The following is a 14,085-nucleotide window of genomic DNA, read 5'->3' as shown; positions in this document are numbered from 1 at the left end:
GCATACGTTGCAGTAGCTGCAAAAATTTCCCTCTCTGGCAACCGAACTCAGAGGAAAACGCGAAACACTCGTAAGGCCCGTCCCTTAGCCTGCATCGGAATCAAAGGAGTAACCGCAATGATCGAGACACCGTACCTGCTGTTTTTGGGCGATGCGCCCGACCAATTGGCGGCCAAAGTGGCAGTTGGAATTAAGGACTGGCGCCCGGAAAACGCTGTCGGCCAATATCGCATGGAGGGCTGCAAGGCTGATCTGGGCCTGACGGACATGACCCTGATCGAGGCGAAAGCGGCCGGGGCCAAGACCCTCGTCATCGGCGTGGCCAACCGCGGGGGCGTGATCAGCCAGGAGTGGAAAAAGGTTCTGGTCATGGCGCTGGAGGAAGGGTTTGACCTCGCTTCGGGCCTGCACAACCTGCTGTGCGACGAACCCGATCTGGTTGCCGTTGCCGAGGCCACCGGCCAGAAGCTGCACGACGTGCGCGTGCCCGAAGTTGATTATCCGATCGCCAACGGCATCAAGCGCAAGGGCAAACGGTGTCTGGCCGTCGGCACCGACTGCTCGGTCGGCAAGATGTATACCGCGCTGGCAATGGATGCCGAGATGCGCGAGCGCGGTATGAAATCCACCTTCCGCGCCACCGGCCAGACCGGCATTCTGATCACCGGTGACGGTGTGCCGCTGGACGCGGTGATTGCCGATTTCATGGCCGGTTCGGTCGAATGGCTGACACCCGACAATGACGACGACCACTGGGACCTGATCGAAGGGCAGGGGTCGCTGTTCCACGTGTCCTATTCAGGTGTGACCATGGCGCTAGTCCATGGCGGTCAGCCCGACGCGCTGATCCTGTGCCACGAACCGACCCGCGAGCATATGCGTGGCCTGCCGACCTATCAGCTGCCGACGCTCGAAACGCTGCGCGACACCGCGCTGGCGCTGGCCAAAGTTGGAAACCCGGATTGCCAGGTCGTTGGCGTTTCGGTCAACACACAGCATATGTCCGAGGAAGACGCGTCGGCCTATCTGGCCAAGGTCGAAGCCGACATGGGCCTGCCCGCGACCGACCCGTTCCGCTTTGGCTCGGGCAAGCTGGTGGACGCGCTGGCCGCGATGTGATCTGAACGATGCGTCGGGGGCGGGATTTCCGCCTCCGGCGGGAGTATTTGGAAAAAGATGAAGGAGCGTTTGCGTGCAGGTAGAGGTCTCTCGTGATGTGTTTCGACTGGCGCAGGTGTTCACCATTTCGCGCGGGTCGCGGACCGAGGCGAAGGTTCTGACCGTCCGGATTTCGGATGGAACCCATCAGGGCTGGGGCGAATGCGTTCCTTATGCGCGCTATGATGAAACACTCGAGTCGGTCGAGGCTGAAATCGCTGGTCTGCCTGTTGAGTTCACCCGTCAGTCTCTGATGGACCTTTTGCCTGCCGGCGCGGCCCGCAACGCCGTGGATTGCGCCCTGTGGGATCTGGAATGCAAACGTGCGGGCAAACGGGCGTGGGATCTGGCCGGATTGCCAGTGCCGGGGCCGGAGATTACCGCCTACACCCTGTCGCTGGACGCGCCCGACGCGATGCAGGCGCAGGCGGCGGCGAATGCGCACCGTCCTTTGCTGAAGATCAAGCTGGGCACCCCGGACGACATGCCCCGGCTTGAGGCTGTGCGCGCCGGTGCGCCAAAATCCAAGATCATTGTCGATGCAAATGAAGGCTGGTCGGCTGAGGTATATGCCGATCTGGCACCGCATTTGGTGCGGTTGGGCGTTGAACTGGTCGAACAGCCTCTGCCCGCAGGGGAAGATGACGCACTGATCGGAATGGAACGCCCGGTGCCGGTCTGTGCCGACGAATCCTGCCATGACCGCGCCAGCCTGCCTGCGCTGAAGGGCAAATATGATGTGGTGAACATCAAGCTGGATAAAACTGGCGGCCTGACCGAGGCGCTGGCCTTGCGTGAAGCTGCGCTTGCCGAAGGCTATCGCGTGATGGTTGGCTGCATGGTCGGCAGCTCTTTGGCAATGGCCCCCGCGACGCTGTTGGCGCAGGGTGCGATGGTCACAGACCTTGACGGCCCGCTGTTGTTGGCCGAAGACCGCAACAACCCGCTGATTTTTGATGATGCCGGGGTGCACCCGCCCGTGGCGGCGCTCTGGGGCTGAGGAGAGATATATGACCCGCACCGTTTACGTGAATGGCGAATACCTGCCCGAGACCGAGGCCAAGGTATCCGTCTTTGACCGTGGTTTTCTGTTCGCGGACGCTGTTTACGAAGTGACCAGTGTTCTGGACGGCAAGCTGATCGATTTCGAAGGCCACGCCGTGCGTCTCAAGCGGTCGTTGGACGAGCTGGAGATGGCCGAGCCCTGCACCAAGGAAGAGCTGCTGGAGATTCACCGCAAGCTGGTGGAACTGAACGGCATCGAAGAGGGTTTGATCTATCTGCAAGTCAGCCGTGGCTCGGACGGCGACCGGGATTTCGTGTTCCCGTCCGCCGATACCAAGCCCAGTCTGGTGCTGTTCACTCAGAACAAACCGGGACTGGCTGACAGCCCTGCGGCCAAGAAAGGCGCCAAGATCATCTCGATCGAGGATATCCGCTGGGGCCGCCGCGACATCAAGACCGTACAGCTGCTCTACCCGTCGATGGGCAAGATGATGGCCAAGAAAGCGGGCTGCGACGATGCGTGGCTGGTCGAGGACGGCTATGTCACCGAGGGCACCAGCAACAACGCGTACTTCGTCAAGAACGGCAAGATTGTCACCCGCCCGCTGTCGAACGACATTCTGCACGGCATCACCCGCAAGGCGGTGCTGCGCATGGCAGCCGAGGCGCAGATGGAAGTGGAAGAGCGTCTGTTCACCATTGATGAGGCGAAAGAGGCGGATGAGGCTTTCACCACCTCGGCCAGCGCCTTTGTCATGCCAGTGGTTGAGATCGATGGGGTGACGCTGGGCGACGGTACACCGGGCCCGATTTCGAAACGCCTGCGCGAGATTTATCTGGACGAAAGCCGCAAGGCCGCGATCTAAAGCAAAGGCCCGCCAAACCGGCGGGCCTTTTTCGTTCCGGGCGTCAGCCCTTTTTTGTTACGTTTTCTTCGAAGGCGACCTTGAAGGCGGCCTGTTTCTCGGGGCTGGCATCAGTCTGGTAGTTGGCCTTCCACTCATCCATGGTCATGCCATAGAAAACTTCGCGGGCTTCGTCCTTGCCCATTTCGATGCCCTTTTCATTGGCGGCTTCCTGATACCAGCGCGACAGGCAGTTGCGGCAGAAGCCGGCCAGATTCATCATGTCGATGTTCTGAACATCGGTGCGATCTTCCATCAGGTGCTTTTGCAACCGACGGAACGCGGCGGCCTGAAGTTCGATTTCGGTTTGCTTGTCCATGGCGTGGCTCCGGATGACTGTATCGTTGTCTCTGACCTAGCGGTCCGGTGGCGATGTTTCAACACGGTGGCTCAGGCCAGTTTCAAAGCCAGCCAAGGGATGATGCAGAAGATCAGGGTCAGGATTTTATAGTTCGCCAGATACCGGAAATACGCCCGTTTCACATCCGGGCGCTCCATCTGGAACATCCGGCCATGAACGCCCGCAATCCAATCCTGCATCAGCACGATCATCAGGGTGGTGAACAACAGAACGATAATGTTGAGCACCGCCATCCAGCCAAAGACGGCGGTCAGAAACTCCTGCGTCATGATTGCCTCCTATTCCCCGAATATATGGGGATCAGCGGCAGGCCTCACAATAAGGTGTGATCAAAGGCCGCTGTCGGCCAGAGCATCCTGCAGGATCACGGCCATACGTTCGGCCCAGGCGCGTTGTCCGGCGTGATCGGCGATCAGGTCGTTGCGCAGCTCGATCAGGGCGTTCGGGCGGCCATGGACGGTGCAGTGGCGGTCAATCGCATCACCGGGCAGGAAACCGGTATAGGGCTCGTTCACGCCGACGCACAGGTCGCCCTCGGCCTCAAGCCGGTTGATCAGCGGGCGCGAGAACCGTTCGTCCGGTGTGTGCAGAACCCCCACATGCCACGGGCGCGGGGCGCGACCGCGCAATTGGCGAGTGAAGGAATGCATCGATACGATCACCGCGTGCGGCAGGCCCGCCATCCGCTCCAGCGCGTCGTGATAGGGGCGATAGCACATGTTCAGGCGCCGGTCCCGCTCGGCGGCGTCGGCGTGGCGATTGCCGGGGATGATCGAACCGTCATACAGCTTCATCATCAGAGTCGGATCATCCTCACCCCGGTTCGGATCGATCACGAGGCGCGAGAAATTGGCCGCAATCACCGGTGCATTCAGAACCTCGCCCAGATGCTTGGACACCTCATAGGCGCCAACATCATAGGCGATGTGACGCTCCATATCCTCGCGCGGCAGGCCGAGGTCTCCGCCGTTGATTTCGGGCGGCACCGTGTTGGTTGCGTGGTCGCATGTGATCAGCCAGCGTGACGGGCGATCAGCGCCGTGGATAAAAAACGGAGAATACGTCATAAGCCTGTCATCTAGTTTGTCGCAGGTGTAGGGCAGTTGCTTTGAAAAGGGAATTGCGCAATAAGCAGCCTGAAGCAATGTTTGCGGTAACATTTGCGCAGAGCCAAGAGAAGACGTTAGGAGAACACCACCCATGCGACGCCTGAGAAATGTAAAAATCGTGGCGACGCTGGGACCGGCGTCCAATGACTATGACATGATCCGGGCGCTGCACGAGGCTGGCGCGGATGTGTTTCGCCTGAACATGAGCCACGGCAGCCATGATGAGATCCGCGAACGGCACCGGATCATCCGGCAGGTGGAAAAGGATCTGGACAGCCCAATTGCTATTCTGGCTGATCTTCAGGGGCCAAAACTGCGTGTGGGCGTTTTCTCCACCGATGCCGAGGAACTGGAAGAGGGTGCAACCTTCCGCCTGGACCTTGACCCGGCGCCGGGTGATGCGGCCCGTGTATGCCTGCCGCATCCCGAGATTTTCGCAGCACTTGAAACGGGCGCGCGCCTGCTGGTCAATGACGGCAAGATCCGTCTGATCGTTCAGGACTGCGGCCAGGATTTCGCCAATTGCACGGTTGAGGTTGGTGGCACGATTTCGAATCGCAAGGGCGTCAATGTGCCTGACGTAGTGCTGCCGCTGGCAGCGCTGTCGGCCAAGGATCGTGACGATCTGGAATTTGTCTGCCAACTGGGCGTCGACTGGCTGGCGCTGAGCTTTGTTCAGCGCGCCAAGGACGTGTTCGAGGCCCGCGCGCTGGCCGATGGGCGTGCCTCGATCCTGTCCAAGATAGAAAAACCTGCGGCGGTTGAGGCGTTCGACGATATCCTCGACGCCTCGGACGGGATCATGGTCGCGCGCGGCGATCTGGGGGTCGAACTGCCGGTGTCTGCCGTGCCGCCGATCCAGAAACGTCTGGTGCGCAAATGTCGGGGCGCGGCCAAACCGGTGATCGTGGCAACCCAGATGCTGGAAAGCATGATCGAAAGTCCGATGCCCACCCGGGCCGAGGTCTCGGATGTGGCCACCGCGATCTATGAAGGCACCGATGCCATCATGCTGAGCGCGGAATCTGCGGCAGGCTCGTACCCGGTCGAGGCGGTGCAGACCATGAACAAGGTTGCCATCGAGGTCGAGGCCGACCCCACATACGACCAGATCATCGCATCGTCACGCAGCGCCAAGGGCACCACGATTGCCGACGGGATCGTGGCCGCGGCGCGTGAGATTGCGGAAAAGACCGACATCAAAGCGATCTGCTGTTTTACCCAAAGCGGCACAACGGCGCTGCTGACCGCGCGGGAACGCCCCGGTGTTCCGATCATCGCGTTGACGCCCGCCACCGGAACCGCACGGCGCCTGTGCCTGAGCTGGGGCTGCCACTGCGTCATGACGCCCGAGCTTGAGCGGTTCAAGGGTGCGGTGGTCAACGCCGCCCGAGCGGCCCGGGCCGGTGGATTTGCCTCGGAGTCCGACCAGATCGTCGTGACCGCAGGTGTGCCGTTCAACGTGCCGGGAACAACAAATATCCTGCGTATAGCCCCCTGCGATGAGCGTTTGATTTACAACACGGATCCGGGCTGATCCTTGCGGTTTTCCCGCTTTGTCAACGGCCGGTCGGGTCGGTTGCCTATTTTTTAGGCAAAAAAAGTGCAGTAATATCAATAAAAAGCCGGACTCCGGGTTGAGTTCGGCAAATTCCCCTCTGTTTTTCGGTGTTTTTCCCGGATACTGATCCGCAAGGGCGGTCTACTCAGAAAGTTCCAGGTTCCGGCTGCCCTGCCGGGGGCACGGGCCCCGGTACAATCAAAAAATAACGGAGGAACGTCATGACAACGAAAATTGTCATTGGACTGGACGGGACAGAAACCGGGGAGCGCGCGATTGCCTTTGCCAAGGATTTGGCCGGGCGGATCGGAACGTGTGAATTGCTGGTGGTCTACGTGATCGAATGGTCCCCATTCACTTTCCAGACACCTGAAGAGAACGCTCTGCGGCACAAACGGCGCGAGGAAGAGGTCGAACTGGCCACAAACCGCGTTATCACTCCCGCAGTGGACGCGCTGAAGGCAGAAGGCTTCACAGCCCATGGCATTGTCCGCCATGGCGACGTGGCCGAAACGCTGAACGCGATCACGGTCGAAAACGGCGGCACCCAGATCATCGTCGGGCGCGCGTCGGCGGACGGGTTCAAGAAACGCCTGTTCGGCAGCTCGACCCAGAATCTGGTCATGCACGCCGATGTGCCGGTCACCGTCGTGAACTGAGGGGAGTGATGAGTATGAATACGCTTCAAAAACTGAGCCTTGGTGCATCCGCGGCCCTGTTCGCCAGCCCCGCATTGGCGCAGGACGCGCCGGGTCTGGACGACAAGATCAATCAGGCGTTTGCCGATTTCACCGGGCCTTTTGTCGGCTTTATCTTTGCCCCGTTTCCGGGGACGGGCTTTCCCTGGATCGTGGGGTGGCTGGTGATCGCAGCGACGGTGTTTTCGCTGTATTTCGCCTTCGTGCAGTTCCGCTTTTTCGGACACGCCATCAGCCTGGTCAAAGGGGATTACTCCGATCCCAACGACGCGGGTGAGGTCAGCCACTTTCAGGCCCTTGCCACCGCGCTTTCGGGAACGGTCGGTCTGGGGAACATCGCTGGTGTGGCGGTAGCCGTCGGTATCGGCGGGCCGGGCGCGACCTTCTGGATGATCATGGCGGGCCTGCTGGGCATGGCCTCGAAATTCACCGAATGTACGCTCGGCGTGAAGTACCGCAACGAATACGAAGACGGCACCGTTTCCGGTGGCCCGATGTATTACATGTCCAAAGGCTTCAACGAACTGGGTCTGCCGGGCGGTAAGATTCTGGCGGTTCTGTTCTCGATCTTCTGTATTCTTGGCGCGCTGGGCGGGGGCAACATGTTCCAGGCCAACCAGGCGCACCAGCAGATTGCAGGCATCGTCGGCGACTATCCCGGCTGGATCACCGGTCTGGTCTTTGCGGGCATCGTGTTTGCAGTGATCGTGGGTGGCCTGAAATCCATCGCGCGCGTGACCGAGAAGGTCGTGCCGTTCATGGGTATCATGTATGTGCTGGCCGCGCTGGTCATCATCATCATGCACGCAGATCAGATTGGCTGGGCCTTTGGCCAGATCTTTGCAGGCGCCTTCACCGGTCTGGGTGTTGCGGGCGGCATGGTCGGCGCGCTGATCCAGGGCTTCCGCCGTGCGGCATTCTCGAACGAAGCGGGCGTTGGGTCTGCGGCGATTGCGCACTCGGCCGTGCGGACCAGTGAGCCGATCACGGAAGGGTTCGTGTCGCTGCTGGAGCCGTTCATCGATACAGTTGTGATCTGTACCATGACGGCGCTGGTGATCATCATCACCCAGCAGCTGATCATAGATCCCGACACCGGCAAGTACATGCTGAACGAAGCTGGTAATGCGATCGCCACGGTTGACGGAAACTCGGGCGTCAGCCTGACCTCGGCGGCCTTTGGCAGTGCCTTTGGCTGGTTCCCCTTCGTGCTGGCGATCGCAGTGGTGCTGTTTGCCTTCTCGACCATGATCAGCTGGTCCTACTATGGCCTCAAGGCCTGGACCTACCTGTTCGGCGAAGGCCACACCAAGGAACTGATCTTCAAGATCATCTTCTGCATTTTCGTGGTGATCGGTGCGGCGGCCAACCTTGGTCCGGTCATCGACTTCTCGGATGCGGCGATCTTTGCGATGGCGGTTGTGAACGTCTTTGCGCTCTACTTCCTGATGAAAGTGGTGCGGGAAGAACTGGCCAGCTATGCAGCCCGCCTGAAAAGCGGCGAGATCCGCAAGTTCGAGCACTAAACCATTCCACCGGGGCGGCCAGCGCTGCCCCGGTGCCTGACCACCCTGCGAAAAGCGCAGATTCTGGTCAAAACCCCCTTGCCAGTATGACCGAACTTGCGTAAACGGCGCTTCTGATCGCGTGACCGGCCGAGATGGCATGCCGAGTCGCGTTTAGTACCGAACCCTGAAAGGAGACGGAAATGCCTAAGATGAAGACCAAGTCGAGCGCCAAGAAGCGCTTTAAGGTGACTGCGACCGGTAAGGTCCTTGCTGGCCAGGCCGGCAAACGGCACGGCATGATCAAGCGGACCAAAAAGTTCATCCGCGACGCCCGTGGCAACACCACCCTGTCCGCCCCCGACGCCAAGATCGTCAAGGGCTACATGCCCTACGACCGCTAAGAGGAGATTAAGAGATGTCCCGCGTTAAAGGTGGAACCGTAACTCACGCCCGTCACAAGAAGGTCATCAAGGCCGCCAAAGGTTACTATGGCCGCCGCAAGAGCACCTTCAAGGTTGCTCGTCAGGCCGTCGACAAGGCCAACCAGTATGCAACCCGCGACCGCAAGAACCGCAAGCGCAACTTCCGCGCGCTGTGGATCCAGCGTATCAACGCTGCTGTCCGTTCGCATGACGAGGCTCTGACATATTCCCGCTTCATCAACGGCCTGAACCTGGCCGGTATCGAAGTGGACCGCAAAGTTCTGGCCGACCTGGCCGTGCACGAACCGGAAGCGTTCGGCGCGATCGTCGCCAAAGCTCAGGCCGCTCTGGCTGCCTGATCCTCTTTTCAGAGAGACAGTGAATGAAGGGCCGTCCCGTTTGGGACGGTCTTTTTTTGCACCCAGAAACTGATTAGGTCCGCTTTGAGCCCAAGGTGACGCTTGTAAGGTTTCGGGGTCCTGCATACGTATGACCACAGAAATCGGACAATAGGGTTTTAGTGTGAAATTTTTGTTCTTAATAATCCCTACATTCATCGCTTCGACACTACTCTTTTCGACGTTTGGTACGCTGGGACTGTGTGGAATGACCGATTGTTTGGGCTCAGGACAAGGTACCAACAAAGACGTCGTAATCGGTGCAGCAGTTATCGTATTGGCTTTTATTCCTTTCGCGATAGCCTCTTGCATCATCTATCAAAAGCTCCGACGCAGGCCTCTCAATAAGTGGGTGAAGATGAGCGGATGGGCAGTGTGCCTTACAGTCGGTGCGCTAGGGGTATTTCAAGTAATTGTTGACCCCGGAGATGCACGTTGGGCCGGGATACCAATGCTTGTCTATTCTTGTGCACTTGCATTGTCGATTTTGAGTTTTCCAAATCCCGAACCCAACCCTAGCTAGCCGGAAAATTGAACGATGCTTTTAGTTTAAATGGCAGCTTTGTCCGCGTTGCGAACATTAGGCGCACCAGTTTCATTGCGCCTCCAGAAGAGTAAGCGCGTCAAAAACTGCCCTTTCAAATACTGATACAACCTGTGTGTCTACTCACTTTTCTCTTTCTTCACCAACTGCGCCGCAAACGCCACTCCGGTCCCCGGACCCGCATAGGTGACCATGATCACATCATCCAGATACACCCCGTTGAAGATGCCTGCGGACACGTCGTCCCCCGAAATCCCGGCCTCGGCCAGAACAAAGCGGGTGGGGTCGTCCAGGCTGAAGGTGCCCATCGCCTCTTCGACGATCCAGTCGGTGTCGCCGATCCGGCGCCAGCGGTTGGTAGCGGTGATCAGGTTGCCGTCCAGCTTGGTGATCTCCAGCTCCATCTCGGTCTTCAGCAGACCTTTTGCGTGGTTCGGGTTCGACTTGGCGAAACCCACCAGATAGGTCCCGTGCCATATGCCGACGATCTGAGGAAAGCCGCTGCCCTCTTCAGCGCTGAGAGGGGTGGCGAGAGTGAGCGCAAGAACCGTGACTAAGCTGCAAAGGAAATTGAATGCCATCGGGTATCTCCTGAATTGAATGGTCACAGGCTACCCGAGTTCAGGAATTTGGCAAAACGCAGCGCGGAAACGAAAAAACCGGCGCGGTGGGCGCCGGTTTTCTTAGATATTGTGCTGCGCTTTAGCCGAACACACGACCCAGCGCGCCGTCGACCGCATCGGTGATCTGGTCGATGTCATCCGCCGTCGCGATCAGCGCGGGCGAGAAGCACAGCGTGTTGTTGCGACCGGGAACCGAGCGGTTGGTGACGCCGATGATCACACCCTGCGCCATACAATCGGCCACGACCGCCTGTGCCAGTTTCTCGTCCACCGGCTCTTTGCTGCTGCGATCTGCAACCAGTTCAGCGCCCAGGAACAGGCCCTTGCCGCGCACGTCGCCAATGACTTTGTGCTTTTCCATCAGCGCCTGCAGGTTGCCCATCATGCGAGCCCCCATGGCCGAGCAGTTCCCCAACAGGTTCTCGTCCTCGATGATGCGCATATTCTCGATCGCGGCTGCCGGACCGGCGGTGCAACCACCAAAGGTCGAGATGTCGCGGAAATAGTTCAGCGGATCAGCTGCGTCGTCCTTGAACATTTCAAAGACTTCCTCGGTGGTCACCATGCAGGCAATCGCCGCATAGCCCGAGGCAACGCCCTTTGCCATGGTCACGAAGTCCGGCTTGATGCCGTATTGCTGATAGCCGAACCATGTACCGGTGCGGCCAACGCCACAGACGACCTCGTCGATATGCAGCAGGATGTCGTATTTCTTGCAGATCTCCTGCACACGCTGCCAGTAGCCCTCGGGCGCTTCGATCACGCCACCACCTGCGGTCACCGGTTCAAGGCACAGCGCGCCGACGGTGTCCGGACCTTCGCGCAGGATGACCTCTTCGATCTGGTCTGCGGCCCATTCGCCGAAGTTTTCGACAGGCGCGCCGTCCAGTTCGTGCTTGCGGTATTCCATGCAATGCGGCACGCGCACGAAACCGGGCGCGAAGGGGCCGTATTGCGCGTTACGCTCATCCTGACCACCCGCGGACATGGTCGCCAGAGTCGAGCCATGATAGTCGCGGTCGCGATACAGGATCTTGGTCTTCTTGCCGCCGTATTTCTTGTGCGCGATCTGGCGCACCATCTTGAACGCCTTCTCGTTCGCCTCGCTCCCTGAGTTGGTGTAGTACACTCGGCTCATGCCCGGCATCTTCTCGATCAGCTTCTCGGCGAAGATTGCACCGGGGATCGAACCGGCGGAGTTGGCGAAGTAGCACAGCTTCATCAGCTGGTCGTACACGGCCTTGCAGATCGATTCGCGGCCATAGCCCACGTTGACGGTCCAGACGCCGCCCGAAACGGCATCCAGATGCTCTTTGCCGTTCTGATCCCAAACACGCATTCCCTTGCCTTCGACAATGATGCGGGGATCATTGGTTTCAAAGGGCTTGTGCTGGATCAGGTGGTGCCAGATATGGGCGCGGTCGGCCTCGACCACGCGGGAAAGATCGTTTTCGTTGAACGTGCCGTCCATGACATGTCCTTTCAGAAGTATTGGGTGCGCAAGATGCGGGTACGTTGCCGCCCCGGCTTGGAATTTTCGATGGCCCAGATCACCGCGAAAGGCCATCTGTAGATAGGGCCAGATTGCACCATCCCGTATTGCCAGTCCATGGCTTCGGCGTATTTCTACGGGTTTGCCAGGCGCGATACTTTGTGATCAAGTCCGGCGAGAACTGAACTGGGAGGGTCAGCAGATGGCAGGGGACAATATCTACGAGCGTCATTTGGACAAGAACCGCGCGAACTACACGCCTTTGTCCCCGCTGAGTTTCATCGAACGCACCGCGAAGATCTACCCCGATTACCCGTCGGTGGTTTACGGCGGACGTCGCTTTAGCTGGGCAGAGACCTATGCCCGCTGCCGCCGTCTTGCGGGGGCATTGGCGGCGCGTGGTGTGGGCAAAGGCGACACGGTTTCGATCATCGCCGCCAACATCCCCGAGATGTACGAGGCCCATTTCGGCGTGCCCATGACCGGTGGCGTGCTGAACACGATCAATACGCGGCTGGACGCGCCTATCATTGCCTTCATCCTGAACCATGCCGAGGCCAAAGTGCTGCTGGTCGACCCCGAGTTTTCGGGCGTGGTGAAAGAGGCCCTAAAACAGGTCGATCATGATCTGCTGGTCATCGACATCGAAGACCCCAGTTTTGATGGCGGTGAAAAGCTGGGCAGCCTGACCTATGACGCGCTTCTGGCCGAGGGCGATCCGGAATTCGCGTGGTCTCTGCCCGATGATGAATGGGATGCGATCACGCTGAACTACACCTCTGGCACCACGGGCAATCCGAAAGGGGTCGTATATCACCACCGGGGCGCGGCGCTTAACGCGCAGTCGGACCTGCTGGACTGGGACATGCCGAAACATTCGGTCTATCTGTGGACCTTGCCGATGTTCCATTGCAACGGCTGGTGTTTCCCGTGGGCGATGGCGGCCAATGCCGGGGTCTCGGTCTGTTTGCGGGCGGTGCGGGATGAGCCGATCTATGCCGCGTTCCGCGACGAAAAGGTTACCCATTTCTGCGGTGCGCCGATTGTTCTGAACATGCTGGCCAATGCGCCGGATCACCTGAAAGATTTCGATCATGAGATCAAGGTGATGACCGCAGGCGCCCCGCCGCCCGCTGCCGTGATCGAAAAGATGGAAGGCATGGGCGTGGAAGTGACCCATGTGTATGGGTTGACCGAGACCTACGGCCCCTCGGTGGTGTGTGCGTGGAAGGACGAGTGGAACAGCAAAGGGGCCGAGGAACGTGCCGCGCTCAAGGTCCGGCAGGGCGTTCCCTATACGGCGCTATCGGGGCTGATGGTGGCCGACCCGGAAACGCTGGAGCCTGTGCCTGCAGACGGCGAGACGATGGGTGAGATTTTCATGCAGGGCAATGTCGTCATGAAAGGCTATCTGAAAAACGCCGAGGCGACGGACAAGGCCTTTCGTGGCGGCTGGTTCGCGTCGGGCGATCTGGGGGTCATTCACCCGGACGGCTATATCGCGCTCAAGGATCGGTCCAAGGACATCATCATCTCGGGTGGCGAGAATATCTCATCGGTTGAGGTCGAGGATATCCTCTACAAACACCCCGCCGTGATGGAGGCCGCCGTGGTCGCGCGTCCGGATGAGAAATGGGGAGAGACGCCCTGCGCCTTTGTCGAGCTCAAGCCGGATGCGCAGGCGAGCGAGGCGGATATCATTGCCTTTTGCCGGGACAATATGGCCCATTTCAAGGCGCCCAAGGCGGTGGTTTTCGGAGCGTTGCCCAAGACCTCGACCGGCAAGATCCAGAAGTTCAAGCTGCGCGATCAGGCGCGGGCGCTGACCTAGGCGCCCAACTTGTCAAAGATCGACAAGTCAAGGCTCAGCATCTCACCCATCCACACTGCACGGTCCCGGTGATCGGCCAGATGATCACGGGTTTCCGGGTGGGTGAAGATAGTCAGGCCCTGCCGGTTCAGCATCAGCCACGGAATGACGTGATCGAACGCGTCCGGAGCGAAAGTCAGCTGGCAGCTCCAGCGCGGGTGAGGGCCGACATTTCTGGCGTGCATCCGGCCCATCCTAACTGGAAACAGGCGCGCGGCCGCTTGGCAGACCCTTTGCGCGATGTCCTGCGTGTCGGCGTCGAAATAGACATGGGCGTGATAGCCGGTGATCTCGGGCATTGGGGCCTCCTGCGTTGGTATCGCAGGATAACTGGGGCAGGCCGCCCGCTCTACCAACGCGGGCACACAGACGCTGTGCGCCAGATCAGGCCGCGGCCTCGGGGTGGGCGGCCCTGAAGGCGGGGTGTTCGA

At 59.6% G+C, this 14,085-nt stretch carries 15 protein-coding genes; 9 read left to right on the top strand and 6 right to left on the bottom strand.

Features of this window, described 5'->3' with window-relative positions:
- Positions 1-117 precede the first annotated feature (117 nt).
- The 3 genes from dgcN to ACR0DO_RS12330 all read left to right on the top strand — a co-directional run bounded on the left by dgcN (position 118) and on the right by ACR0DO_RS12330 (position 3,029).
- Positions 118-1,119 carry an N-acetyltransferase DgcN gene (gene dgcN, locus ACR0DO_RS12340; protein ID WP_170447870.1) on the top strand — a complete coding sequence of 334 codons (1,002 nt, stop codon included), beginning with the start codon at positions 118-120 and terminating at the stop codon, positions 1,117-1,119.
- A gap of 73 nt (positions 1,120-1,192) precedes the next feature.
- The gene (gene dgcA / locus ACR0DO_RS12335) at positions 1,193-2,158 is read left to right on the top strand and encodes an N-acetyl-D-Glu racemase DgcA (protein ID WP_480559081.1); all 966 of its coding nucleotides are present in this window, start codon (positions 1,193-1,195) and stop codon (positions 2,156-2,158) included.
- Positions 2,159-2,168: 10 nt separating this feature from the next.
- The gene (locus tag ACR0DO_RS12330) at positions 2,169-3,029 is read left to right on the top strand and encodes a D-amino-acid transaminase (RefSeq protein ID WP_170447874.1); all 861 of its coding nucleotides are present in this window, start codon (positions 2,169-2,171) and stop codon (positions 3,027-3,029) included.
- A 43-nt stretch (positions 3,030-3,072) separates the two neighbouring features.
- Here ACR0DO_RS12330 and ACR0DO_RS12325 read toward each other — a convergent pair whose 3' ends face one another.
- The 3 genes from ACR0DO_RS12325 to ACR0DO_RS12315 all read right to left on the bottom strand — a co-directional run bounded on the left by ACR0DO_RS12325 (position 3,073) and on the right by ACR0DO_RS12315 (position 4,496).
- Positions 3,073-3,387 carry a DUF1244 domain-containing protein gene (locus ACR0DO_RS12325; protein ID WP_170469595.1) on the bottom strand — a complete coding sequence of 105 codons (315 nt, stop codon included), beginning with the start codon at positions 3,385-3,387 and terminating at the stop codon, positions 3,073-3,075.
- Between the two features lie 71 nt (positions 3,388-3,458).
- The gene (locus tag ACR0DO_RS12320) at positions 3,459-3,698 is read right to left on the bottom strand and encodes a DUF6868 family protein (RefSeq protein ID WP_480559079.1); all 240 of its coding nucleotides are present in this window, start codon (positions 3,696-3,698) and stop codon (positions 3,459-3,461) included.
- A gap of 60 nt (positions 3,699-3,758) precedes the next feature.
- Positions 3,759-4,496 (bottom strand): N-formylglutamate amidohydrolase, encoded by a 738-nt coding sequence (locus tag ACR0DO_RS12315; protein WP_170447880.1) that lies wholly within the window; start codon positions 4,494-4,496, stop codon positions 3,759-3,761.
- Positions 4,497-4,629: 133 nt separating this feature from the next.
- On the opposite strand from ACR0DO_RS12315, the gene pyk reads away from it, so the two are divergent.
- The 5 genes from pyk to rplT all read left to right on the top strand — a co-directional run bounded on the left by pyk (position 4,630) and on the right by rplT (position 9,086).
- Positions 4,630-6,075 carry a pyruvate kinase gene (gene pyk / locus ACR0DO_RS12310; protein ID WP_480559077.1) on the top strand — a complete coding sequence of 482 codons (1,446 nt, stop codon included), beginning with the start codon at positions 4,630-4,632 and terminating at the stop codon, positions 6,073-6,075.
- A 245-nt stretch (positions 6,076-6,320) separates the two neighbouring features.
- Positions 6,321-6,758, top strand: coding sequence for a universal stress protein (locus ACR0DO_RS12305; RefSeq protein WP_170447884.1), 438 nt, complete (start codon positions 6,321-6,323; stop codon positions 6,756-6,758).
- A 14-nt stretch (positions 6,759-6,772) separates the two neighbouring features.
- The gene (locus tag ACR0DO_RS12300; protein WP_480559075.1) at positions 6,773-8,323 is read left to right on the top strand and encodes an alanine/glycine:cation symporter family protein; all 1,551 of its coding nucleotides are present in this window, start codon (positions 6,773-6,775) and stop codon (positions 8,321-8,323) included.
- Between the two features lie 182 nt (positions 8,324-8,505).
- On the top strand, positions 8,506-8,706 hold the full coding sequence (rpmI, locus tag ACR0DO_RS12295) for a 50S ribosomal protein L35 (RefSeq protein WP_010443552.1): 201 nt from the start codon (positions 8,506-8,508) through the stop codon (positions 8,704-8,706).
- 14 nt (positions 8,707-8,720) lie between these two features.
- Entirely contained in the window at positions 8,721-9,086 is a 366-nt protein-coding gene (gene rplT / locus ACR0DO_RS12290; protein WP_008756009.1) for a 50S ribosomal protein L20, read from the top strand.
- Between the two features lie 702 nt (positions 9,087-9,788).
- Here rplT and ACR0DO_RS12285 read toward each other — a convergent pair.
- Both ACR0DO_RS12285 and ACR0DO_RS12280 read right to left on the bottom strand, forming a co-directional pair.
- Complete coding sequence (locus ACR0DO_RS12285) at positions 9,789-10,250, bottom strand: hypothetical protein (RefSeq protein ID WP_480559073.1); 462 nt, start codon at positions 10,248-10,250, stop codon at positions 9,789-9,791.
- Between the two features lie 121 nt (positions 10,251-10,371).
- Positions 10,372-11,763 carry an aminotransferase family protein gene (locus ACR0DO_RS12280; RefSeq protein ID WP_480559071.1) on the bottom strand — a complete coding sequence of 464 codons (1,392 nt, stop codon included), beginning with the start codon at positions 11,761-11,763 and terminating at the stop codon, positions 10,372-10,374.
- Between the two features lie 223 nt (positions 11,764-11,986).
- Between ACR0DO_RS12280 and ACR0DO_RS12275 the strand changes: the two genes are divergently transcribed.
- Positions 11,987-13,615 (top strand): acyl-CoA synthetase, encoded by a 1,629-nt coding sequence (locus tag ACR0DO_RS12275; protein ID WP_480559069.1) that lies wholly within the window; start codon positions 11,987-11,989, stop codon positions 13,613-13,615.
- Here ACR0DO_RS12275 and ACR0DO_RS12270 read toward each other — a convergent pair.
- Positions 13,612-13,953 carry a DOPA 4,5-dioxygenase family protein gene (locus tag ACR0DO_RS12270; RefSeq protein WP_480559067.1) on the bottom strand — a complete coding sequence of 114 codons (342 nt, stop codon included), beginning with the start codon at positions 13,951-13,953 and terminating at the stop codon, positions 13,612-13,614. The two genes, ACR0DO_RS12275 and ACR0DO_RS12270, sit on opposite strands and share 4 nt — an antisense overlap.
- Between the last annotated feature and the right edge of the window lie 132 nt (positions 13,954-14,085).

The sequence above is a fragment of the Ruegeria sp. AM9 genome (assembly GCF_056540565.1).
Note: the sequence above shows the minus strand (reverse complement) of the source record. Positions and strands in the feature narration are given on the sequence as shown.